Source organism: Acinetobacter baylyi DSM 14961 = CIP 107474, from assembly GCF_000368685.1.
Classification (GTDB): Bacteria; Pseudomonadota; Gammaproteobacteria; order Pseudomonadales; family Moraxellaceae; genus Acinetobacter; species Acinetobacter baylyi.
This window is the reverse complement of sequence record NZ_KB849631.1, coordinates 173,181-194,702: the sequence shown is the minus strand read 5'-3', so window position 1 is coordinate 194,702 and position 21,522 is coordinate 173,181. Positions and strand designations below refer to the sequence as shown.

Sequence of the window (21,522 nt, the reverse complement as noted above, 5' to 3'; positions counted from 1 at the left end):
GAAAGTACTTCGGTACTAACCTTAGCGGCGGACGGGTGAGTAATACTTAGGAATCTGCCTATTAGTGGGGGACAACATCTCGAAAGGGATGCTAATACCGCATACGTCCTACGGGAGAAAGCAGGGGATCTTTATGACCTTGCGCTAATAGATGAGCCTAAGTCGGATTAGCTAGTTGGTGGGGTAAAGGCCTACCAAGGCGACGATCTGTAGCGGGTCTGAGAGGATGATCCGCCACACTGGGACTGAGACACGGCCCAGACTCCTACGGGAGGCAGCAGTGGGGAATATTGGACAATGGGGGGAACCCTGATCCAGCCATGCCGCGTGTGTGAAGAAGGCCTTATGGTTGTAAAGCACTTTAAGCGAGGAGGAGGCTTACCTGGTTAATACCCAGGATAAGTGGACGTTACTCGCAGAATAAGCACCGGCTAACTCTGTGCCAGCAGCCGCGGTAATACAGAGGGTGCAAGCGTTAATCGGATTTACTGGGCGTAAAGCGCGCGTAGGCGGCCAATTAAGTCAAATGTGAAATCCCCGAGCTTAACTTGGGAATTGCATTCGATACTGTTTGGCTAGAGTGTGGGAGAGGATGGTAGAATTCCAGGTGTAGCGGTGAAATGCGTAGAGATCTGGAGGAATACCGATGGCGAAGGCAGCCATCTGGCCTAACACTGACGCTGAGGTGCGAAAGCATGGGGAGCAAACAGGATTAGATACCCTGGTAGTCCATGCCGTAAACGATGTCTACTAGCCGTTGGGGCCTTTGAGGCTTTAGTGGCGCAGCTAACGCGATAAGTAGACCGCCTGGGGAGTACGGTCGCAAGACTAAAACTCAAATGAATTGACGGGGGCCCGCACAAGCGGTGGAGCATGTGGTTTAATTCGATGCAACGCGAAGAACCTTACCTGGCCTTGACATAGTAGAAACTTTCCAGAGATGGATTGGTGCCTTCGGGAATCTACATACAGGTGCTGCATGGCTGTCGTCAGCTCGTGTCGTGAGATGTTGGGTTAAGTCCCGCAACGAGCGCAACCCTTTTCCTTACTTGCCAGCATTTCGGATGGGAACTTTAAGGATACTGCCAGTGACAAACTGGAGGAAGGCGGGGACGACGTCAAGTCATCATGGCCCTTACGGCCAGGGCTACACACGTGCTACAATGGTCGGTACAAAGGGTTGCTACCTAGCGATAGGATGCTAATCTCAAAAAGCCGATCGTAGTCCGGATTGGAGTCTGCAACTCGACTCCATGAAGTCGGAATCGCTAGTAATCGCGGATCAGAATGCCGCGGTGAATACGTTCCCGGGCCTTGTACACACCGCCCGTCACACCATGGGAGTTTGTTGCACCAGAAGTAGCTAGCCTAACTGCAAAGAGGGCGGTTACCACGGTGTGGCCGATGACTGGGGTGAAGTCGTAACAAGGTAGCCGTAGGGGAACCTGCGGCTGGATCACCTCCTTAACGAAAGATTGATTGGTTGGTAAGAATCCACAACAAGTTGTTCTTCTAAGATGTATCTGAGGGTCTGTAGCTCAGTTGGTTAGAGCACACGCTTGATAAGCGTGGGGTCACAAGTTCAAGTCTTGTCAGACCCACCAAGTCTACGGCTGAAAGATACATTAATGATATAAGCTGGGGACTTAGCTTAGTTGGTAGAGCGCCTGCTTTGCACGCAGGAGGTCAGGAGTTCGACTCTCCTAGTCTCCACCACGTACTTTAAAGAGTACGGCTAAGGTGTAGATTATAGAACTTAGTAAAAAGAAGATCATGAGATCTTGTTTTATTAAGTTCTGTGATTTATCACAGTTTAGTGTGATCTGACGAAGACACATTAATTCATTAACAGATTGGAAAATATTGAGTCTGAAATAAATTGTTCACTCAAACACAAACAAAGCAATTTGAATGTGAATGAGAACTAGCAAATTAACTGAATCAAGCGTTTTGGTATATGAATTTAGATTGAAGCTGTACGGTGATTAAGTTCACGAAACAACAAGCTGTGGAGCTAAGGTAACTTAGTTCTGTCTTAACCTGACTTGTAAGGGTTAACGACTGTTTGGGGTTGTATAGTCAAGTAATTAAGTGCATGTGGTGGATGCCTTGGCAGTCAGAGGCGAAGAAAGACGTGATAGCCTGCGAAAAGCTCCGGGGAGGCGGCAAATATCCTGTGATCCGGAGATGTCTGAATGGGGAAACCCACTTATCATAAGATAGGTATTGCATGATGAATACATAGTCATGCAAGGCGAACGAGGGGAAGTGAAACATCTCAGTACCCTTAGGAAAAGAAATCAATTGAGATTCCCTTAGTAGCGGCGAGCGAAAGGGGAACAGCCCATTAAGTTGTGTGTGTTCTAGTGGAACGCTCTGGGAAGTGCGAACGTAGAGGGTGATATTCCCGTACACGAAAGGGCACACACAATGATGACGAGTAGGGCGAGGCACGTGAAACCTTGTCTGAATATGGGGGGACCATCCTCCAAGGCTAAATACTCCTGACTGACCGATAGTGAACCAGTACCGTGAGGGAAAGGCGAAAAGAACCCCTGTGAGGGGAGTGAAATAGATCCTGAAACCGCATGCATACAAGCAGTGGGAGCCGACTTGTTCGGTGACTGCGTACCTTTTGTATAATGGGTCAGCGACTTATATTCAGTAGCAAGGTTAACCGCATAGGGGAGCCGTAGGGAAACCGAGTCTTAATAGGGCGTATAGTTGCTGGGTATAGACCCGAAACCAGGCGATCTATCCATGAGCAGGTTGAAGGTTGGGTAACACTAACTGGAGGACCGAACCCACTGTCGTTGAAAAGCCAGGGGATGACTTGTGGATAGGGGTGAAAGGCTAATCAAGCCTGGTGATAGCTGGTTCTCCCCGAAAGCTATTTAGGTAGCGCCTCGGACGAATACCATAGGGGGTAGAGCACTGTTTCGGCTAGGGGGTCATCCCGACTTACCAAACCGATGCAAACTCCGAATACCTATGAGTACTATCCGGGAGACAGACTGCGGGTGCTAACGTCCGTAGTCAAGAGGAAAACAATCCAGACCGCCAGCTAAGGCCCCAAAATCATAGTTAAGTGGGAAACGATGTGGGAAGGCATAGACAGCTAGGAGGTTGGCTTAGAAGCAGCCACCCTTTAAAGAAAGCGTAATAGCTCACTAGTCGAGTCGGCCTGCGCGGAAGATGTAACGGGGCTAAAACTATGTGCCGAAGCTGCGGATGTAACTTTAAGTTACGTGGTAGGGGAGCGTTCTGTAAGCCGATGAAGGTGGATTGAGAAGTCTGCTGGAGGTATCAGAAGTGCGAATGCTGACGTGAGTAACGACAAAACGGGTGAAAAACCCGTTCGCCGAAAGACCAAGGGTTCCAGTCCAACGTTAATCGGGGCTGGGTGAGTCGACCCCTAAGGCGAGGCCGAAAGGCGTAGTCGATGGGAAATTGGTTAATATTCCAATACTTCTGTGTAATGCGATGAGAGGACGGAGAAGGTTAGGTCAGCCTGGCGTTGGTTGTCCAGGTGGAAGACAGTAGGCATGCATCTTAGGCAAATCCGGGGTGCTCTATGCTGAGAGTCGATAGCAAGCTAGTTTACTAGCGAAGTGGCTGATACCATACTTCCAAGAAAAGTCTCTAAGCTACAGTTACACAGGAATCGTACCCGAAACCGACACAGGTGGTCAGGTCGAGTAGACCAAGGCGCTTGAGAGAACTCTGCTGAAGGAACTAGGCAAAATGGTACCGTAACTTCGGGAGAAGGTACGCTGTTGATGGTGATGGGACTTGCTCCCTGAGCGATTGACAGCCGCAGAAACCAGGCCGCTGCAACTGTTTATTAAAAACATAGCACTCTGCAAACACGAAAGTGGACGTATAGGGTGTGATGCCTGCCCGGTGCTGGAAGGTTAATTGATGGGGTTAGCGTAAGCGAAGCTCTTGATCGAAGCCCCAGTAAACGGCGGCCGTAACTATAACGGTCCTAAGGTAGCGAAATTCCTTGTCGGGTAAGTTCCGACCTGCACGAATGGCATAATGATGGCGGCGCTGTCTCCAGCAGAGGCTCAGTGAAATCGAATTCGCCGTGAAGATGCGGTGTACCCGCGGCTAGACGGAAAGACCCCGTGAACCTTTACTGCAGCTTGACATTGAACTTTGACCTTACTTGTGTAGGATAGGTGGGAGGCTTTGAAGATGGGACGCCAGTTCCATTGGAGCCATCCTTGAAATACCACCCTGGTAATGTTGAGGTTCTAACTCTGCCCCGTAATCCGGGGCGAGGACCATGTCTGGTGGGTAGTTTGACTGGGGCGGTCTCCTCCTAAAGAGTAACGGAGGAGTACGAAGGTGCGCTCAGCGTGGTCGGAAATCACGCGTAGAGTATAAAGGCAAAAGCGCGCTTAACTGCGAGACCCACAAGTCGAGCAGGTACGAAAGTAGGTCTTAGTGATCCGGTGGTTCTGTATGGAAGGGCCATCGCTCAACGGATAAAAGGTACTCTGGGGATAACAGGCTGATACCGCCCAAGAGTTCATATCGACGGCGGTGTTTGGCACCTCGATGTCGGCTCATCTCATCCTGGGGCTGAAGCAGGTCCCAAGGGTATGGCTGTTCGCCATTTAAAGAGGTACGCGAGCTGGGTTTAGAACGTCGTGAGACAGTTCGGTCCCTATCTACCGTGGGCGCTGGAAATTTGAGAGGATCTGCTCCTAGTACGAGAGGACCAGAGTGGACGAACCTCTGGTGTACCGGTTGTGACGCCAGTCGCATCGCCGGGTAGCTATGTTCGGAAGGGATAACCGCTGAAAGCATCTAAGCGGGAAGCCTACCTCAAGATAAGATTTCCCTAGGAATTTATTCCTCTAAAGAGCCGTTCAAGACTAGGACGTTGATAGGTTGGATGTGGAAGCATAGTGATATGTGAAGCTGACCAATACTAATTGCTCGTGAGGCTTGACTATACAACACCCAAACAGTTGTTGTATCAAGATAAATTCATACAAATGATCAATTCAAACTTGATTTAGTTAATGAACTAGTTACAATACCGACTCAATAGTCCAATCCGTTAAACTCATTTGGTACAAAGTACGGCACACACTGTGAAATACAATCCACAGTCAAAATAAGACCCGAAAATGTCCATAAACAGTTTGCTGGCGACAATAGCAAGAGTGAACCACCTGATCCCTTCCCGAACTCAGAAGTGAAACCTCTTCGCGCTGATGGTAGTGTGGCGTTAGCCATGTGAGAGTAAGTCATCGCCAGCTTTTAAATACTAAAGCCCCCAGGCCAAACGCCAGGGGGCTTTTTTTATGCAAAGAAATAAATAGAAAGGAATAGAAAAAGAAATAAAAAGCTGATATCGAAATTAGAAAAATACAAAATCTACGCAGCGCATGGATGACTTTACGTTATGATGAATAAAAAATAATATTGGACGTACTTATGAAAGTTTATGGAGATATTCAGTCGGGGAACTGCTATAAAGTTAAACTATTATTGAATTTTCTGGAACTTGCACATGAATGGATTCATATTGATGTGTTAAAAGCAGAGACACACACGCCAGAATTTTTAAAAATGAATCCAAATGCAAAAATTCCAGTTGTACAGCTAGAAGATGGTCAACTACTTGCCGAATCTAACGCAATTTTAGGCTATCTTGCAGAAGGAACGCATTTTATTCCGTCTGATCGTTATAAGAAAGCTAAAATGTATGAGTGGATGTTCTTTGAACAATATAGCCATGAACCGTGCATTGCTGTCGCTCGATTTATCCAGAAATATCAAGGCATGCCAGAGGCCCGTCTTGAGGAGTATCAAAAGTTACAACCTAAAGGACATAAGGTTCTTGCGATTTTAGAACAGGCACTCGATGGACATCACTATTTGTTAGGTGAGGAGGTTTCACTTGCAGATATCTCCTTGTATGCCTACACGCATGTGGCTGATGAAGGTGGTTTTGATCTAAATTTATATCCGAATATACAGCGCTGGTGTCAGCGTATTGCAAACAGTGCAGGGTATGTTGGAATGAATACACAAACAACTGCTGTATAAAACATTGTGATTGTAAGGTAAAAGCCAGTTTATTTTATAAGAGAGTTGATAAAATGAAAATTAATAGTATTTCATCTCTGTCAGATCAAGAGGATGATGTTCAACTCCCTGAGCTAGTGTACTGGGCATCACTTGGTGATACAGCGCGCGTAAGGCAGTTACTCGCAGACGGTATCGATCCAAATCAGAGCGATGAAGAAGGTTACAGTGCCCTTCAGGCTGCTGCTGAAAATGATCATCTCGATGTTGTAAAACTTTTGCTAAGTAAAGGTGCCAATATCAGCTCTAAAGGCCAATATACAGCATTGGAGCTGGCTGAAATGGCACAAAATACACAAGTTGTGCAGTACTTAAAAAATGTATAGTCAAATCTAAAAATGCTAGCCAAAAAAGAACCCCTATCATCCTGACAGAGGTTCTTTGTATTCCGATTATTGTGTCGTTAATATCCTATTCACGACCACGTCCTGTGTATTCTTATTTTCAATGAGACTTCCTGTCTCTCTATGTCTTGTATCTTAGTTAAAAATTGTTAATCACGATATTGGTTATTCACCACGATACTTGTAGGCTTTTGCTGACACATCAGTTGATCGCGTATTTTTTAAGTTTCTCAACCATTCCATCTAGTGCTTTTATTTCAAATTCATTAGGTTCAAATTTGTCTTCTTTATTGCGCTTAAAAATATCTCGAATTTCAATAACAGCATTTGGGTCGATCATGTCTAAACTAGAAGTGACTTGACGAATTTGGCTGATCGATCGTGAGCCATTGGTAGAACCATAACCAATAAAGGCAACCGGCTTGTTTTTCCATTCTTTACCAAGGTAATCGAGTGCATTTTTGAGTGCAGGACTATAGCCGTGATTATATTCTGGACTAATCAGGATAAAAGCATGAGCCTGAGCAATCTTATCTGCCCATGCTTGCTGTTTGGGTAGATCATAAATACCTGTCGCAGGGGGATGGCTACCTGCAAAAAGTGCTAAATTCCATTCTTTTAAATCGATCAGTTCAACTTGAATAGAACTTTGGTGATGTTGTTTCAAGTAATCAAAAACCCAGTTTGCGACTTTGATCGCAGTACGGCCTTCTCGGACACTTCCAACGATAATATAAATGAGCATATGATTATCCTGTGTTTTATTGATATATTGCTTTGCTTTTGACCATCTTATACTTATTTTCAAGCTTAAAAAAAGCTCTCCGATGAGAGCTTTTTGTATTACATTAATTTCACGCCTTGCTGCCCAGCAGGGGTGACCTTAAAGATTTCAACTTCAAACGCAATGTTTTTTCCCGCCAATGGATGGTTAAAATCAATCTCGGTAATATCGTCGTTGACTGATTTCACTACACCAAACAAGGTGGCTTTGGCTTTATCTTCAAATTCAATCATATGTCCCACAATTGGGCGCTGCTCAAATTTGACTGTATCAAATTTTTGGATATTTTCTGGATTCCATGGGCCAAAGGCATCTTCTGGTGGTAAATGTACAGTACGACGATCGCCTGCACGTAAGCCAAAAAGAGCTTTTTCAAAACCAGGAAGTAAATTGCCATCGCCAATGGTCAGGCTGACTGGCGCTTCACGGCTACGGGTGTTGTCAATTTCGACACCATTTTCAATGGCGACTGAAAAATGCAAATCGACATGTGCACCTTCCTGAATACGAATTTCTTCGTTGGGTTGGATAATCTCAGTCATGCTTCACTTCTGCGCGTTGGATACGTTGTTTTTCAAGAAAAAACGTGTCAATTAACAATAAAATTGTACCGATTGTGATGGCACTGTCGGCAATGTTAAAGGCTGGAAAATGATGATTTTGATAATAGATATGAATAAAATCCACGACATATCCCAAAGTCATTCGATCAATTAGATTACCCAGCGCACCACCCAAAATCAGGGCAATGGCCGCAGGTAAAATCATTGCATTTTTAGGCATACGCATGAGCCAGAAAATAAAAATGATCGAAACAATGCCCGCCAGCCCAGTAAATAGATAATGCTGCCAGCCACCAGCGTCGGAGAGAAAACTGAAGGCTGCACCGTAGTTATGCAGCAGTGTCCAGTTTAAAAAAGGCAGTACAGGTACAGGATCAGCGTAATTTAAATGTGTACTTGCAATCCATTTTGTCCACTGATCAATAATAATGGCAAGGATTGAAAGTCCAAGCCAAATTAGATTATGCGGATAAAACTGGAATAAGCCTTTTTTTGCTTCAAGCTTAGGCATATTTTCTCACTTCGCCACTGCCCGTGACGTTAATAATGCAACGACCGCATAAACCTGGATGATCTGCATGAGTATTTACATCGGGGAGAACATGCCAGCAACGTACACATTTTTCACCTTCAGCCGCCGAAATTTGCACGCGTAAGCCATCCATTTCAGTGCTTTCACCTTGCTCTGCATACGGATAAACATTCACCTGAGAGGTAATCAGGACAAAACGCAATTCGTCACCCAATTGGTTTAATACGCTTTGAAGTTCGTCTTTGGCCCAAATTTCAACTTTGGCAGAAAGATTACTACCCACCAGTTTGGCATTACGTGCCGCTTCAATCTGTTTATTTACTGCTGATTTTACGCTAATTAATGTTTGCCAATCTGCTTCTGAAATCAGGTTGGCAGTCGATGCGACTGGAATGTCGTACCACTCAGTAGTAAACACATATTGCTCGGTTTGCTCTGGAATCAACGGCCAAGCTTCTTGTGCAGTGAAGCTCAAGATAGGGCTCATCCAGCGAACAAAGGCTTGAACCAAATGATACAACGCAGTTTGTGCTGAATGGCGAGCTGCTGAATCTGCCTTGGTGGTGTACTGACGATCTTTAATAATATCGAGATAGAAACCGCCCAAGTCATTGATACAGAAGTTGGTCAAAGCGCTACAAACAATATGGAAGTTCATGTCTTCATAGGCTTGCTGAACGGTTTTCTGAACCTCAGCCGCACGTTGTAGGATGTATTGATCTAATGCGATCAGTTGATCAACAGGCAATGCATCCGTCGATGGTGTAAAGCCATTTAGGTTCGCCAACAAGAAACGCAAGGTATTACGAATACGACGATAACCATCTGACGCACGACTGAAAATTTCTTTACCTGCAGTCATTTCATAGCGATAGTCACTAGATGCAATCCAAAAACGTAAACCATCAGCACCCATATCTTTGATAATGTCTTGCGGCGTAATGATATTGCCCAAAGATTTAGACATCTTGCGGCCTTTTTCATCGACCACGAAACCGTGTGTGAGCAGACCCTTATATGGTGCACGTTCATTGATGGCAATAGATGTCAGCAATGATGACTGGAACCAGCCACGATGCTGATCTGAACCTTCCAGATACAAATCTGCTGGATCCGTCAATTCTTCACGCTGACGTAATACTGCATAGTGTGTTGTACCAGAGTCGAACCAGACATCAAGGGTATCTCGGACGGCATTGTAGTGTTCAGCATCGGCACCGATGAAGTCTTTGGCTTCACGGTTAAACCAGGCATCGATTCCTTCGTGCTCAATGAGCTGAGCAACTTCTTCAATCAGCTCAGGGGTACGCGGGTGAAGTTCGTTGGTATCTTTGTGTACAAAAAATGGAATTGGCACACCCCAAGTCCGTTGACGTGAGATACACCAGTCTGGACGACCTTCAATCATCGATTCAATCCGGTTTTTACCCCAGTCTGGTACAAAGCTGATGTCATTTTCAATCGCATTGAGGGCACATTCACGTAGACCTTTGGCATCCATGCTGATAAACCATTGCGGTGTCGCACGGAAAATAATTGGAGTTTTATGGCGCCAGCAATGTGGATAGCTATGTACAATGGGTTGATGTGCCCAAAGACGACCTGTTGCACCCAATGCTTCAATGATTTGTGGGTTGGCTTTATAAATATGCTCACCCGAGAAAATTGGCGCAGTTGGTAAATACACCCCATTACCGCCCACAGGATTATCGACTTTAAGGTTATAAATCAGACCCACTTTATAGTCGTCAGTACCGTGACCTGGCGCAGTATGAACCGCACCTGTACCACTAGTTGCAATGACGTGTTCACCTAAGATCACAGGAACCTGACGATCTGCCAAGAGTGGATGCTGTAACTGAAGTAATTCAAGTACCGCACCTTTAAAATCAGCCAATACCACTGGATTTTCGAGCTTATAGCGAGCAATCGCAGATTCGACCAGATCTTTGGCCAAGATAAAGTTTTGCGTACCACGATCGCTTTGTACTTGTACCAATTGATAGTCAATCTCGGCATGCAAAGCAACCGCTTGGTTAGCAGGCAATGTCCAAGGTGTAGTCGTCCAGATCACAATATCAGTTGGATCTTGAACTTCTACGTTTAAACGGGCACTTAAATCATTCAGATCAACCACGCCAAAACCGACATCAATCGCATCGGATTTTTTATCTTCATATTCAACTTCTGCTTCTGCCAATGCAGAACCACAGTCGATACACCAGTTCACTGGTTTTAAGCCAGGCTCGATATGACCTGCTTTCTGAATCTCACCAAGTGAGCGAACAATATCGGCTTCTTGCTTAAAGTTCATGGTCAAGTAAGGGTCTTGCCAGTCACCAAATACGCCCATACGAATAAAGTCTTTACGCTGTAAGTCGACTTGACTCAACGCATACTCACGACACGCTTTACGGAAAGTTGAGGCATCGACCTTCACACCGACCTTACCGACTTTTTCTTCAACTTTAAGCTCAATTGGTAAACCATGACAGTCCCAGCCAGGCACATAAGGTGCGTCAAAACCGTCCATGACACGGCTTTTGACGATAATATCTTTTAAGACTTTATTGACGGCATGACCCAAATGGATCTGACCATTGGCATAAGGAGGACCATCATGTAAAACATATTTTTTCTTACCAATACGCGATGCACGAATCTTCTGATAAATGTTGTCGGCATACCACTCTTCTAACCATTTCACTTCGCGCACGGCCAAGTTTGCTTTCATGGCAAATTCGGTGCCCGGCAGGTTTAGCGTGGCTTTATAGTCCACTGCATTTTCAGGAGTTTGCTTATCGCTCATGCAAGTTGTCTTCCAGTTCGATCAGCGTTAAAGCTGACGTGTTTTTAACATCAAAAATTTTAAATTAAAAAGGGCGTTGGGTATTTTGCTTACGAAATTCGAGCAAATCCTCAACATCTTGGTCAATCCCAGCTTTCAGCGCGTCTAGCGAAGGATAGTTTCGCTCACCATGTAAATAGTGTAAAAACGTCACCCGCATTAATAGGCCATACAGATTAGCAGAAACTTCTGGAAAATGTACTTCCAATCGCCATTCGGGATGCGCCTGTTTGATGGCAGGACGAGTTCCAACATGACCCGCACCATATAAGCTGTCTGGGTCGTAGCCTGCAATACCTTTAGGTGCATTCGGATCATGCATGATCTTCTTGCGTAAAGACGTTGTTTCACAGACGACATCTACACCATAAATACCACTCAGACACGGTTTATGCCGGCCTAAACGGACATTGATGGTTGGAAAATTGAGTGTACGACCAATTTGGTCACCATATTGCACACGACCAATCATACTATATGGACGTCCAAGTAACTTGGCTGCCAATGCCAGATCACCCTCTGCCAGAACCTGACGAATACGGGTGGAACTGACACGTTCTCCTTTGAACTCTATGGTGTCAAGGTTGGTGATTTTAAAGCCATAATCCCGTAAAAATTCACTATTTCCCTGACGATTTTTACCAAAATGAAAATCGTCACCCAGTACAAGCTGTTTGGCATTCAGCTTAAATTTGAGTAGGTCTGCAAATTCTTGGGCACTGAGTCCACGGAAATAATGATCAAATTTTGCAATCGCAATATAATCGACGCCCAATTCAGTCAAGTATTCGACTTTTTCTCTGAGTGAACTGATGCGTGGCGGTGCTTCATAACCCTTGAAGTATTCAAGCGGCTGAGGCTCAAAAATCATCACTAACGTTTTCAGGCTGTTCGCATCTGCAATATTTTTAAGCTGACTAATCATGGCCTGATGTCCAAGATGGACGCCATCAAAATTGCCAATCGTGACCGCAGTGGCAGCTAACTCAAAATCTGGCGATAACGCATTAAGACGGAGCAGTTTCATGGACTTCAGTGAAGATTAATTTTTGAAAGGCTTATATATTGCCATAATCTAATGGATTCGTCTTGTTGTTGTGTTTTTATGCAAAAGAAAACTTAACATTTTTATGATTAATTATAAATTTAACTGATGTATTAATTAAAAATAAATCAATTTTTCTTATTTTAATTGTTGGCTATCATGATCGTGTCACTTCTAGCTCGGGAAGAATATGGTGAACACGCGAAATATCATACGTCAATTTACCCCAAATTGGTTTACCACCATTATGGGAACAGGTGTGGTCGCCATTGTATTGGGGCATTTTTCCGAATTACATACGCTAGGTGCAGCACTTTGGTTGATCAACACATGTCTATTTTGTGTATTTTGTATCCTTTATATGCTTCGATGGTCTTTATTTCCTCATGAGGCAAGACAGATTTTTCATCATCCCAGCATGAGTCTTTTTCTAGGGGCGATTCCGATGGCACTGGCTACCCTAATTAATGGCTTACTCATGTATGGAAATACGGTATTCGGTCAGCATCTTCCACAATTGGCGTTGTGGTTATGGTATATCGATGTGGTATTGGTCATCTCGATTGGATGGGTTGTACCTTATTTTATGTTCAGTCGTCAGCAACATCATTTGCACAGTATTACCGCTATGTGGTTATTACCCATCGTAGCGGCCGAAGTGGCGGCTGCGACAGGCGGACTGTTGGTGGCAGAGTTTGTACATAGTACACAGGCAATTTCAATTTTATGGCTGAGTTATATGCTGTGGGGCATGTCTGTACTGCCTGCATTTGCAATTCTGAGTTTGTTGATATTACGACTGGCCCTGCATAAGCTGCCTGAAAAAGAACTGGCAATTTCAAGCTGGCTTTCTATTGGTCCAATTGGTACAGGTGCACTGGCCATGATGTTATTAGGACAACATGCACCCGATGTATTACAAAGTATCGGAATGCAAAGTTTTGGTATTTTTCTACAGCAAGCTGCAAAGCTGATCAGTCTGGTGTTACTTGGATGTGGTGTATGGTGGCTTGGAATCGCGATGTTTGCGAGCTTGCATCATCTTAAACATGGTATTCCTTTTAATTTAGGATGGTGGGGGCTTACCTTTCCATTAGGTGTTTTTACGCTAGCGCTTAGTCAGCTCGGACAATTGCTCGGTTGGAATGCATTTGATCATATTGCAGTAATTTTAAGTGTTATATTGGTTGGATTATGGAGTTGCGTTGCAGTTAAGACGATTCAGGGGGCGTATCGTGGGCAATTGTTTTTCTCACCTTGCTTGCAGCAATTACAGCAACAACAAAAGGCGTGCGCACAATCTGAAACGGCATAAATCTTGCTGATAATTTAGATCATGATTTTACCAAATGGTTAAAAATGAACTATCAACTTTTTAAGCACTCCGATGAAAATGCATCTTATGTGGTGTTTTCATCGGGTCTGGGTGGGCATGGCAGTTTTTGGCAGGCACAACTGGATGTATTTCGGCAGTATTTTCATGTATTGATTTATGATCAGGAAGGGTGTCACGCGTCGAGTGAGTTGTTAGCTGATGGCTATTCATTTGAGCATCTGGCCTTACAAGTCAAGCAGTTATTACAGCAACTCAACATCGTACGCTTTCATTTTATTGGACATGCATTAGGCGGATTTATTGGGATAGAACTGGCGCATCGTTATGCATCTGAAACGTGTCAACTGTTAAGCCTGACCTTGATTAATGCCTGGCAGCAGCTCGATCCACACACCTTAAGATGTTTTACCACCCGTATCGCGTTATTACAGCATGCAGGCACAGCAGCATATTTACATGCTCAGGCTTTGTTTTTGTATCCACCCTTATGGATTTCTGAACATACAGCTTTACTTGAGCAGCAAGAGGCCAAAATGCAATCCGATTTTCCGCCACATGCCAATGTCTTAAAGCGGTTAAATGCCCTCATGCAGTATCAGGTAAACACTGCACGTATAGACACGTTAAAACAATTGCCTGTGTGCCTGATCGCTAATCAGGACGATATGTTGGTGCCATACGTACAATCTTTGAATTTATGGAAAAAATTACCAGATGCGCAGCTCAAGCTACTGCCTTATGGGGGACATGCATCTACAGTCACTGAGGCTCGGCAGGTCAATCAACTGATGCTTGATTTTCTTAAGACATCAGCACCAACTTAAAATATAAGTTTGAAGCATAAAAATGCCATCGTAAAAACGATGGCACATCCTTAATCAACTGATCTGATCTTGTCACACTGAACGAGGAATAACACCATAGAGCATCATGTGTACAGTGTGCTCAATCGCACGTTGATGCATGCTTTTATTTTTTAGGGTTTTGCCTGTGACCATTTCCATTTGGATACTAAAATCTGCATAGTTTTGGGTAATTGCCCAGATATTTAGAATCAGTAGCTCGGGATCAATATCCGCCGAGATTTTACCTTGTTCTTGCCATGTCTGGATGACTTTAGCTTTGCGTTTGAAGAGCTTTTTTAATGGGCCTTTTAAAATTTCCAGAATATGTGGTGCCCCTTGAATAATCTCCAGTGCGAACAGTTTGGACGCTTTAGGTTGAGTCCGTGAGACTTCAATTTTTTGAATTAAATAATGTGCCAGTGCTTCTGTTGGCTCAAGCTCGACTTCAAGCGTCTGCAAAGGCGCCAGCCATTTTTGTAATACTGTCGTCAGCACTTCTACATAGAGTGCTTCTTTATTTTCATAATAATAAAAGATATTGGACTTATGCATCTGCGCGAGTTGTGCGATTTCGTCCAGACTTGCCCCACTAAAGCCATAGGTGGAAAATACATCCAGAGCGGCATTGAGGAGCTGATTGCGTTTTTGCGTACTCTTTTTTTGTTCCATTGAGATAACAAATTGGGAAAGGTCAGCTCATTGTAAGGGAATCCGAGCGATTTGTGCACAGTCCCGAGCGATTTTCTTTATCTTTATCTGGGCTAAGTCGCTCATCTGTCAAGAAATTATCCAGCATCGCCAGATTACTTTAATTTGTAAATTTTCAAAGTGGGGCAGATACCCAATAGGTAACAACCAACTGCCATGCTCGGATTTTGCACATTATTGAATCAGTACACACAAAAATAGTGCAGCAAAATGATTCATTATTTTACTAAATGGTAAAAAATGGTTGACCATATGTTTTTATTAAAATATTGAAAAATATAGTTTTAATAAAGTTGGCACGTTGTATGCAATGTAAAAAATATAAGAATAGGCCATTCTTGAAAAAGACAATCATCAGTTTTAGGTGACGCTCATGTAATTCATGAATCGCATCTCCCAAGAGGATTACCGATATGAAAATAGGTGTTTTTTGCCCCATCGGAAACAATGGCTGGCTACTATCCGAAAATGCGCCGCAGTATATGCCAAGCTTTGAATTGAATAAAAAAATTGTACAACGTGCGGAACATTATGGCTTTGACTTTGCTTTGTCGATGATCAAGCTACGTGGTTTTGGTGGAAAAACCGAATTTTGGGATCACAATCTGGAAACCTTTACTTTGATGGCTGGACTAGCCGCAGTGACCAGTAAAATTAAAATCTATGCCACTGCTGCCACATTGGTCATGCCACCTGCGATTGTTGCGCGTATGGCCTCAACCATTGATTCGATCTCTAACGGACGCTTTGGTCTTAATGTGGTGACAGGTTGGCAGGCGCCTGAATATAGTCAAATGGGTATGTGGCCAGGTGATGAATACTTTGCCAAACGTTATGAATATCTGTCTGAATATGTACAAATTCTGAGAGAGCTTTGGGCGACAGGACAATCCGACTTTAAAGGTGAACATTTTCAGATGGAAGATTGTCGAGTTAGCCCTCAACCACAAGCCGAGATGAAAATTATCTGTGCAGGACAGTCTGATACAGGACTCGAATTTTCTGCACAACATGCTGATTACAATTTCGTGTTTGGTAAGGGCTTAAATACGCCAACCGCTTACGCAGGCATTAATGACCGTTTGAAACACTTTACCGATCAGACTGGGCGTGATGTTCAAACCTATGTGTTGTTTATGGTGATTGCCGCAGAAACCGATGCTGAAGCGATGGCCAAGTGGCAAAGCTATAACGATGGTGCCGACGTAGAAGCCATTAACTGGCTGATGAATCAGGGCGGCAAAGATACTAAATCAGGTGCCGATACCAATATTCGCCAAATGGCATCTAGTGTTTCACCTGTGAATATCAATATGGGGACTCTCGTGGGTTCCTATGAAAAAGTCGCTGCGATGCTAGACGAAATTGCCGAAATTAAAGGCACAGAAGGCATTTTACTGACCTTTGATGATTTTGTGCAGGGGGTTGAAGACTTTGGCGAACGCATCCAACCCTTAATGACATCCCGTCAAGATATCGTGGCCGAATATCAACCTGTTACCCCATTGGAGAAAAGCGCATGAATACTGTCATTGCAGATTTTACCGAACGTGCAGGCACAGGACGTGTTCTGAAAGCAGAACCTGAGGCCATCCAGCTAGCGCCCGAGCAAACAGCACTGATCGTGGTTGATATGCAAAATGCCTATACCTCGATTGGAGGATATCTGGACCTCGCGGGTTTTGATGTTTCTAAAACTAAGCCTGTTGTCGAAAATATTCAAAAAGCAGTTACGGCGGCACATGCTGCTGGCATTCAGGTAATTTATTTTAAAAATGGTTGGGACAATCAATATGTAGAAGCTGGAGGCGCAGGTTCACCTAATTTTCATAAATCCAATGCACTTAAAACCATGCGTAAGCAACCTGAGCTACAAGGCAAATTACTGGCCAAAGGCGGTTGGGATTTTGAACTGATTGATGAGTTACAGCCGAAAAGCCAAGATATTGTGATTGAAAAACCACGTTATAGCGGTTTTTTTAATACAGCGCTCGACAGCATGTTACGGGCGCGTGGCATTCGTAATCTAGTCTTCGTTGGTATTGCGACCAATGTTTGTGTGGAGTCGACTTTACGGGATGGATTTTTTCTCGAATATTTTGGAGTGGCGTTAGACGATGCTTGTTATCAGGCAGGACCAGTCGAAATGCATCGTGCCAGCATGTACAACATCAAAACCTTTTTTGGCTGGGTGTCGGATACACAAAGTTTTGTTAATACGTTTCAACACAATCAACAGCTTGCCAAAACTGCTTAAGGGAGAATCAGAATGCCTAAAGAGATTATTTTACCAGAAGGAACGCCACCACCACTTGCGCCGTATGTGCCAGCGACCAAGGCAGATAATATCGTTTATGTTTCTGGCATTTTACCACTGGATGAAAACAACGATGTGGTGCATGTGGGGGATGCGGCAGCACAAACCCGTCATGTGCTTGAGACCATCAAGCATATTTTAAGCAATGCAGGAGGCAGTTTAAAAGATGTCACCTTTAATCATATTTTTTTACGTGACTGGGCCGATTATCCCGCAATCAATCAGGTGTATGCCGAGTATTTCCCAGAAGAACGTCCAGCCCGCTATTGCGTGCAGGTGGGACTGGTCAAACCAGATGCCCTGATTGAGATTGCCTCAGTTGCTCATGTTTAATCGACAGTCAAATTTATGACGTGAATAAATAGATAAATAAACCCCATCACCTTGAGTATTTTGGGGTGGAGATCTGCAATGACAGTATTAACACAAACTACAAAACACATAGAAAGTCTGCTCGGACAAATGAAACAAATTCATCGTGAAACTTTCATGCAGGTCGATCAGCAGGCTTTTCGTCAAGGGATGTCCAATTTAGGCGCTGCTGTCAATGTGATTACCACGGATGGCGTGGCAGGAAAATCAGGCTTTACCGCATCTGCGGTGTGTAGTGTGACCGATACTCCGCCGACATTACTGGTCTGTCTAAATCGCTCTGCCTCAGTATTTGAAACCTTTAAACAAAATCAGGTGTTGTGTGTCAATACACTGGCTGCACATCAGGCGCATCTCTCTAATATTTTTGGTGGTAAAACCCCGATGGTAGACCGTTTTGCCCATGGTGAGTGGAGGACATTAGCCACACAGGCGCCTGTACTTACAGATGCGCTGGTGTCTTTCGACTGTGAGGTTGTACAAAGCCTATCTGTTGGCAGTCATGATGTTTTTTTCTGTCAGGTGAAGGCCATACAACATTGCCAAGGACAAAATGCCTTGATGTATTTTAACCGCAATTATTGCGAACCCCATTGTGTAGCTTAAGTCTCATATTGAAATGAGGAGAAATAGCGATGTCGAGTCAAGAACCGTGGTTTGCCAAATTTAAGCCTTATCAAGGCGATCTGGAACATCATCCTGTCCAGATCGATGAATATCTTCCCGCAGGCAAAAGTATTGTGTTAGGGCTACAACATGCTTTTGCCATGTTTGGCGCAACTGTACTGGCACCGTTATTGATGGGCTTTGATCCCAATCTGACGATTTTTATAACTGGGTTTGGTACCATTTTATTCTTTTTAATTACAGGTGGTCGTTTACCCAGCTATCTGGGTTCAAGTTTTGCCTTTATTGCAGCAGTCGCGGCGGCAACGGGCTATAACGGGGTGGGGACCAATCCAAATCTGGCACTAGCGCTGGGTGGAACGGTGGTCTGTGGTGTGATTTATGCTGCCATCGGTCTGATCGTGATGCGTACAGGAACAGCATGGATTGAAAAATTGATGCCACCGATTGTCACAGGTGCAATTGTCATGATCATTGGCTTGAATCTGGCTCCTGTGACCATCAAAGGTGTATCTGGAAATGGCTTTGATACATGGATGGCTGTGCTGACGATCTTATGTATCAGTGCTGTGGCCGTATTTACTCGCGGTATGCTACGTCGATTATTACTTTTAGTGGGACTTTGTGCGGCTTATTTTGCCTATTTTATCTTGGCCAATGTATTTGGCTTGGGCAAAGCCATTGATTTTAGTCCGATCGCTCAAGCTGCCTGGTTGGGTATCCCGAACTTTCATACCCCTGTTTTTCAAGCCAATGCAATTTTACTCATCGCACCTGTGGCCCTGATTCTGGTAGCAGAAAATCTGGGACATTTTAAAGCGGTATCCGCCATGACGGGTCGTAATCTATCGCCTTATATGGGACGTGGTTTCTTTGCAGATGGTGTGTGTACCACTTTATCTGCCTCAGTGGGTGGTACGGGCATGACCACCTATGCCGAAAATATTGGCGTGATGGCAGTGACCAAAGTTTATTCGACGACCGTGTTTGTTGTGGCAGGGGTATTTGCAATTTTACTTGGGCTTTCACCTAAGTTTGGCGCAGTGATTCATACCATTCCAGTTGCCTTGCTTGGTGGGGCGTCAATTGTGGTGTTTGGCCTGATCACTGTTGCAGGTGCCAAAATCTGGATTGATCATAAAGTGGATTTTACTCAGAACAGTACGCTGATTATTGCGGCTGTGAGTCTGATTATGGGGGCAGGCAATTTTAGTTTACATATTGGAGCGTTTGATTTGGGGGGAATTGGGACTGCGACACTGGCGGCAATTGTACTGAACTTATTGCTCAATCGTGATTCTGGCAAGCGCAGTCAGCTTGAACCCAATGCACAGCCTGAGAAAATCATTCAGCCTGTCAGCCCTCAATCTTAAGGAGACCGTTGTATCATGCGTATCGGATTTATTGGATTAGGGGCCATGGGCTGGCATATGGCAGGCCACTTGACCCAACTCGATGCCACTGTGATGGTCTGGAACCGTACTCAGCATAAAGCCGAAGCACATGCAATGCAGTTTGGTAGTTTGGCGGTGGAGCTAGAACAATTGGTACAGGCAGATTTAATTTTTTCCTGTTTACCCACCAGTGCCGAGGTGGAAGCTGTGATTGCAGCTTATCCACCACGTTCTGGCAGTGTCTGGATTGACTGTACCAGTGGTGTTCCTGCATCGGCACAACAACTCAGTCGACACCTCAAACAGCATGGTGTGGATTTTTTGGATGCACCTGTTTCAGGGCAAACGATTGGCGCTGAAAAGGGCACATTGACGGTGATGATTGGTGGTGAGCGTACTGCTTTTGAGCGTGCCCAACCTATCATTCAGGCTTTTGCTGGATTGATCGAGCATGTCGGTGACAGTGGAGCAGGTTTTGCCGTTAAGGCGGTTAATAATATTTTGATGGCTGCTAATCTATGGGCATTGAGTGAGGGCATGTCTGTACTTAAAGCCCATGCGGTTCATCTAGATGCTGCTTTGGCTTGTATTAATCATTCGAGTGGTAAAAGTACCATGTCTGAAACGATCATGCCGCAGAAAATTTTAAGCCGTGGCTTTCATAAAACATTTGCACTAAATCTGCTGCAAAAAGATATTGGGATCGCCATCGACCTGATAAAAGCTGTAGGCCAACCGGCAGACGTATTACATTGTGTGCAGCAAATGTATAGCGAAATGGATCTTGAGCGCGCGACACAGGTAGATTTTTCAGCTGCCATTCAAACACTTGAGCAGCGCAATCAATTGCTTCTCGATCTAGCCTAATGAAGACCAAGCCGCATCCTGCGGCTTTTTTTAGGTGGCTAACACAGCTTCAAGCACTTGTTGTTCGAGTTGAGCAAACTCCAGACTTTTGTGACGTGGACGAGGTAAATTGACCTCAAAACTCTGGGCAATATGACCTTTATCCAGCAAGATAATGCGATCGGCCAGTTGCACTGCTTCGCTGACATCGTGGGTAACCAAAATGGCAGTAAAACCTTGTTCTTTCCATAAGCGTTCAATCAGGCTTTGCATTTCTAGGCGTGTGAGGGCATCTAGTGCACCTAAAGGTTCGTCTAAAAGCAGGATGCGTGGGGAATGTGACAAGGCACGTGCCAATGCCGTCCGCTGACGCTGACCTCCTGACAATTGAGAAGGCCACTGGCCTGCTTTGTCTTTGAGTCCAACTTTTTCCAGTAATTGTTCGGCAATAGGAAGTTGCTGTTTATTTAAGCCAAGCTGGACATTATGCAGGATACTTTTCCATGGCAATAATCGTGGATCTTGAAACATCACCCGAATATCATCACTGGTAATGCCTTCGCGAAAATGACGTGCAGACTTAAATTTGATCTCACCATAACTGGTGTGTTCCAGACCCGCAATCAAACGCAATAATGTGCTTTTACCACAGCCACTGCGGCCCACGATTGCGATAAATTCACCAGCCTGAATATGCAAATCTAAATCTTCAAGCACTTTGATTTGACCATAAAACTTGTGCAATTGCTCGATCAGGATTTCTGCGCCAATGGGTGCTGTTTCAGGCTGTGATGCTGAAGATGATAGATCTTTCTCCTGATCTGGAAACAATGGAATATTTAAATTACTCATG

17 protein-coding genes, 2 tRNA genes and 3 rRNA genes are annotated in these 21,522 nt (G+C 44.5%); 15 read left to right on the top strand and 7 right to left on the bottom strand.

The annotated features are described in order from the left end of the window. The 7 genes from F952_RS16600 to F952_RS16570 form a co-directional block, all read left to right on the top strand. A 16S ribosomal RNA gene (locus tag F952_RS16600) occupies window positions 1-1,467 on the top strand; the annotation flags it as partial. Window positions 1,468-1,527: 60 nt separating this feature from the next. Continuing rightward, window positions 1,528-1,604: transfer RNA gene (locus F952_RS16595), tRNA-Ile, on the top strand. Window positions 1,605-1,640: 36 nt separating this feature from the next. After that, a tRNA-Ala gene (locus F952_RS16590) sits at window positions 1,641-1,716 on the top strand. Window positions 1,717-2,077: 361 nt separating this feature from the next. Continuing rightward, a 23S ribosomal RNA gene (locus tag F952_RS16585) occupies window positions 2,078-4,967 on the top strand. Window positions 4,968-5,161: 194 nt separating this feature from the next. Then, window positions 5,162-5,276: ribosomal RNA gene (gene rrf / locus F952_RS16580) — 5S ribosomal RNA — on the top strand. Between the two features lie 178 nt (window positions 5,277-5,454). Beyond that, window positions 5,455-6,069 carry a glutathione S-transferase family protein gene (locus F952_RS16575; RefSeq protein ID WP_004930985.1) on the top strand — a complete coding sequence of 205 codons (615 nt, stop codon included), beginning with the start codon at window positions 5,455-5,457 and terminating at the stop codon, window positions 6,067-6,069. 53 nt (window positions 6,070-6,122) lie between these two features. Then, the gene (locus F952_RS16570; protein WP_004930982.1) at window positions 6,123-6,434 is read left to right on the top strand and encodes an ankyrin repeat domain-containing protein; all 312 of its coding nucleotides are present in this window, start codon (window positions 6,123-6,125) and stop codon (window positions 6,432-6,434) included. 220 nt (window positions 6,435-6,654) lie between these two features. On the opposite strand, the gene F952_RS16565 is transcribed toward F952_RS16570, so the two are convergent. From F952_RS16565 to ribF, 5 genes are all read right to left on the bottom strand, one after another. Continuing rightward, window positions 6,655-7,197, bottom strand: coding sequence for an NADPH-dependent FMN reductase (locus tag F952_RS16565; protein ID WP_004930980.1), 543 nt, complete (start codon window positions 7,195-7,197; stop codon window positions 6,655-6,657). A 98-nt stretch (window positions 7,198-7,295) separates the two neighbouring features. Next, window positions 7,296-7,778, bottom strand: a complete 483-nt coding sequence (locus F952_RS16560) for an FKBP-type peptidyl-prolyl cis-trans isomerase (protein WP_004930977.1) — start codon at window positions 7,776-7,778, stop codon at window positions 7,296-7,298. Then, window positions 7,771-8,310: a signal peptidase II gene (gene lspA / locus F952_RS16555; protein ID WP_004930972.1), complete on the bottom strand. Its 540-nt coding sequence runs from the start codon at window positions 8,308-8,310 to the stop codon at window positions 7,771-7,773. Before lspA ends, F952_RS16560 begins: the two co-directional genes overlap by 8 nt. Further along, window positions 8,303-11,140, bottom strand: a complete 2,838-nt coding sequence (gene ileS / locus F952_RS16550; protein WP_004930969.1) for an isoleucine--tRNA ligase — start codon at window positions 11,138-11,140, stop codon at window positions 8,303-8,305. Before ileS ends, lspA begins: the two co-directional genes overlap by 8 nt. Window positions 11,141-11,204: 64 nt before the next feature. Further along, a complete protein-coding gene (gene ribF / locus F952_RS16545) occupies window positions 11,205-12,206 on the bottom strand; it encodes a riboflavin biosynthesis protein RibF (protein ID WP_004930967.1) in 1,002 nt (333 codons plus the stop codon). Window positions 12,207-12,414: 208 nt separating this feature from the next. Here ribF and F952_RS16540 point away from each other — a divergent pair, with 208 nt between their 5' ends. Next, complete coding sequence (locus tag F952_RS16540; RefSeq protein ID WP_004930964.1) at window positions 12,415-13,539, top strand: TDT family transporter; 1,125 nt, start codon at window positions 12,415-12,417, stop codon at window positions 13,537-13,539. A 44-nt stretch (window positions 13,540-13,583) separates the two neighbouring features. Next, complete coding sequence (gene rutD, locus F952_RS16535) at window positions 13,584-14,384, top strand: pyrimidine utilization protein D (RefSeq protein ID WP_004930959.1); 801 nt, start codon at window positions 13,584-13,586, stop codon at window positions 14,382-14,384. A 72-nt stretch (window positions 14,385-14,456) separates the two neighbouring features. Here rutD and F952_RS16530 read toward each other — a convergent pair whose 3' ends face one another. Then, window positions 14,457-15,074: a TetR/AcrR family transcriptional regulator gene (locus tag F952_RS16530; RefSeq protein WP_004930956.1), complete on the bottom strand. Its 618-nt coding sequence runs from the start codon at window positions 15,072-15,074 to the stop codon at window positions 14,457-14,459. A gap of 452 nt (window positions 15,075-15,526) precedes the next feature. On the opposite strand from F952_RS16530, the gene rutA reads away from it, so the two are divergent. The 6 genes from rutA to F952_RS16500 all read left to right on the top strand — a co-directional run bounded on the left by rutA (window position 15,527) and on the right by F952_RS16500 (window position 20,690). After that, on the top strand, window positions 15,527-16,636 hold the full coding sequence (gene rutA, locus F952_RS16525; protein WP_004930951.1) for a pyrimidine utilization protein A: 1,110 nt from the start codon (window positions 15,527-15,529) through the stop codon (window positions 16,634-16,636). Then, the gene (gene rutB / locus F952_RS16520; protein WP_004930948.1) at window positions 16,633-17,370 is read left to right on the top strand and encodes a pyrimidine utilization protein B; all 738 of its coding nucleotides are present in this window, start codon (window positions 16,633-16,635) and stop codon (window positions 17,368-17,370) included. Before rutA ends, rutB begins: the two co-directional genes overlap by 4 nt. A gap of 12 nt (window positions 17,371-17,382) precedes the next feature. After that, window positions 17,383-17,763: a pyrimidine utilization protein C gene (gene rutC / locus F952_RS16515; RefSeq protein ID WP_004930944.1), complete on the top strand. Its 381-nt coding sequence runs from the start codon at window positions 17,383-17,385 to the stop codon at window positions 17,761-17,763. 78 nt (window positions 17,764-17,841) lie between these two features. Beyond that, on the top strand, window positions 17,842-18,408 hold the full coding sequence (gene rutF / locus F952_RS16510) for an NADH-dependent FMN reductase RutF (RefSeq protein ID WP_004930941.1): 567 nt from the start codon (window positions 17,842-17,844) through the stop codon (window positions 18,406-18,408). Window positions 18,409-18,437: 29 nt separating this feature from the next. Then, window positions 18,438-19,802 carry a pyrimidine utilization transport protein G gene (rutG, locus tag F952_RS16505; protein ID WP_004930938.1) on the top strand — a complete coding sequence of 455 codons (1,365 nt, stop codon included), beginning with the start codon at window positions 18,438-18,440 and terminating at the stop codon, window positions 19,800-19,802. A 15-nt stretch (window positions 19,803-19,817) separates the two neighbouring features. Next, window positions 19,818-20,690 (top strand): NAD(P)-dependent oxidoreductase, encoded by an 873-nt coding sequence (locus F952_RS16500; protein WP_004930936.1) that lies wholly within the window; start codon window positions 19,818-19,820, stop codon window positions 20,688-20,690. A gap of 30 nt (window positions 20,691-20,720) precedes the next feature. Here the strand turns inward: F952_RS16500 and F952_RS16495 are convergent, their stop codons facing one another. After that, window positions 20,721-21,521 (bottom strand): ATP-binding cassette domain-containing protein, encoded by an 801-nt coding sequence (locus F952_RS16495; RefSeq protein WP_004930933.1) that lies wholly within the window; start codon window positions 21,519-21,521, stop codon window positions 20,721-20,723. Between the last annotated feature and the right edge of the window lies 1 nt (window position 21,522).

Bases quoted from the DNA above. Each gene is read 5' to 3' on its own strand.
- ileS (WP_004930969.1), bottom strand. From the start codon at position 11,140: ATGAGCGATAAGCAAACTCCTGAAAATGCAGTGGACTATAAAGCCACG.
- rutG (WP_004930938.1), top strand. From the start codon at position 18,438: ATGTCGAGTCAAGAACCGTGGTTTGCCAAATTTAAGCCTTATCAAGGC.
- ribF (WP_004930967.1), bottom strand. From the start codon at position 12,206: ATGAAACTGCTCCGTCTTAATGCGTTATCGCCAGATTTTGAGTTAGCT.
- rutC (WP_004930944.1), top strand. From the start codon at position 17,383: ATGCCTAAAGAGATTATTTTACCAGAAGGAACGCCACCACCACTTGCG.
- F952_RS16540 (WP_004930964.1), top strand. From the start codon at position 12,415: ATGGTGAACACGCGAAATATCATACGTCAATTTACCCCAAATTGGTTT.
- F952_RS16570 (WP_004930982.1), top strand. From the start codon at position 6,123: ATGAAAATTAATAGTATTTCATCTCTGTCAGATCAAGAGGATGATGTT.
- rutB (WP_004930948.1), top strand. From the start codon at position 16,633: ATGAATACTGTCATTGCAGATTTTACCGAACGTGCAGGCACAGGACGT.
- lspA (WP_004930972.1), bottom strand. From the start codon at position 8,310: ATGCCTAAGCTTGAAGCAAAAAAAGGCTTATTCCAGTTTTATCCGCAT.
- F952_RS16575 (WP_004930985.1), top strand. From the start codon at position 5,455: ATGAAAGTTTATGGAGATATTCAGTCGGGGAACTGCTATAAAGTTAAA.
- F952_RS16495 (WP_004930933.1), bottom strand. From the start codon at position 21,521: ATGAGTAATTTAAATATTCCATTGTTTCCAGATCAGGAGAAAGATCTA.
- rutF (WP_004930941.1), top strand. From the start codon at position 17,842: ATGACAGTATTAACACAAACTACAAAACACATAGAAAGTCTGCTCGGA.
- F952_RS16565 (WP_004930980.1), bottom strand. From the start codon at position 7,197: ATGCTCATTTATATTATCGTTGGAAGTGTCCGAGAAGGCCGTACTGCG.
- F952_RS16560 (WP_004930977.1), bottom strand. From the start codon at position 7,778: ATGACTGAGATTATCCAACCCAACGAAGAAATTCGTATTCAGGAAGGT.
- rutD (WP_004930959.1), top strand. From the start codon at position 13,584: ATGAACTATCAACTTTTTAAGCACTCCGATGAAAATGCATCTTATGTG.
- F952_RS16500 (WP_004930936.1), top strand. From the start codon at position 19,818: ATGCGTATCGGATTTATTGGATTAGGGGCCATGGGCTGGCATATGGCA.
- rutA (WP_004930951.1), top strand. From the start codon at position 15,527: ATGAAAATAGGTGTTTTTTGCCCCATCGGAAACAATGGCTGGCTACTA.
- F952_RS16530 (WP_004930956.1), bottom strand. From the start codon at position 15,074: ATGGAACAAAAAAAGAGTACGCAAAAACGCAATCAGCTCCTCAATGCC.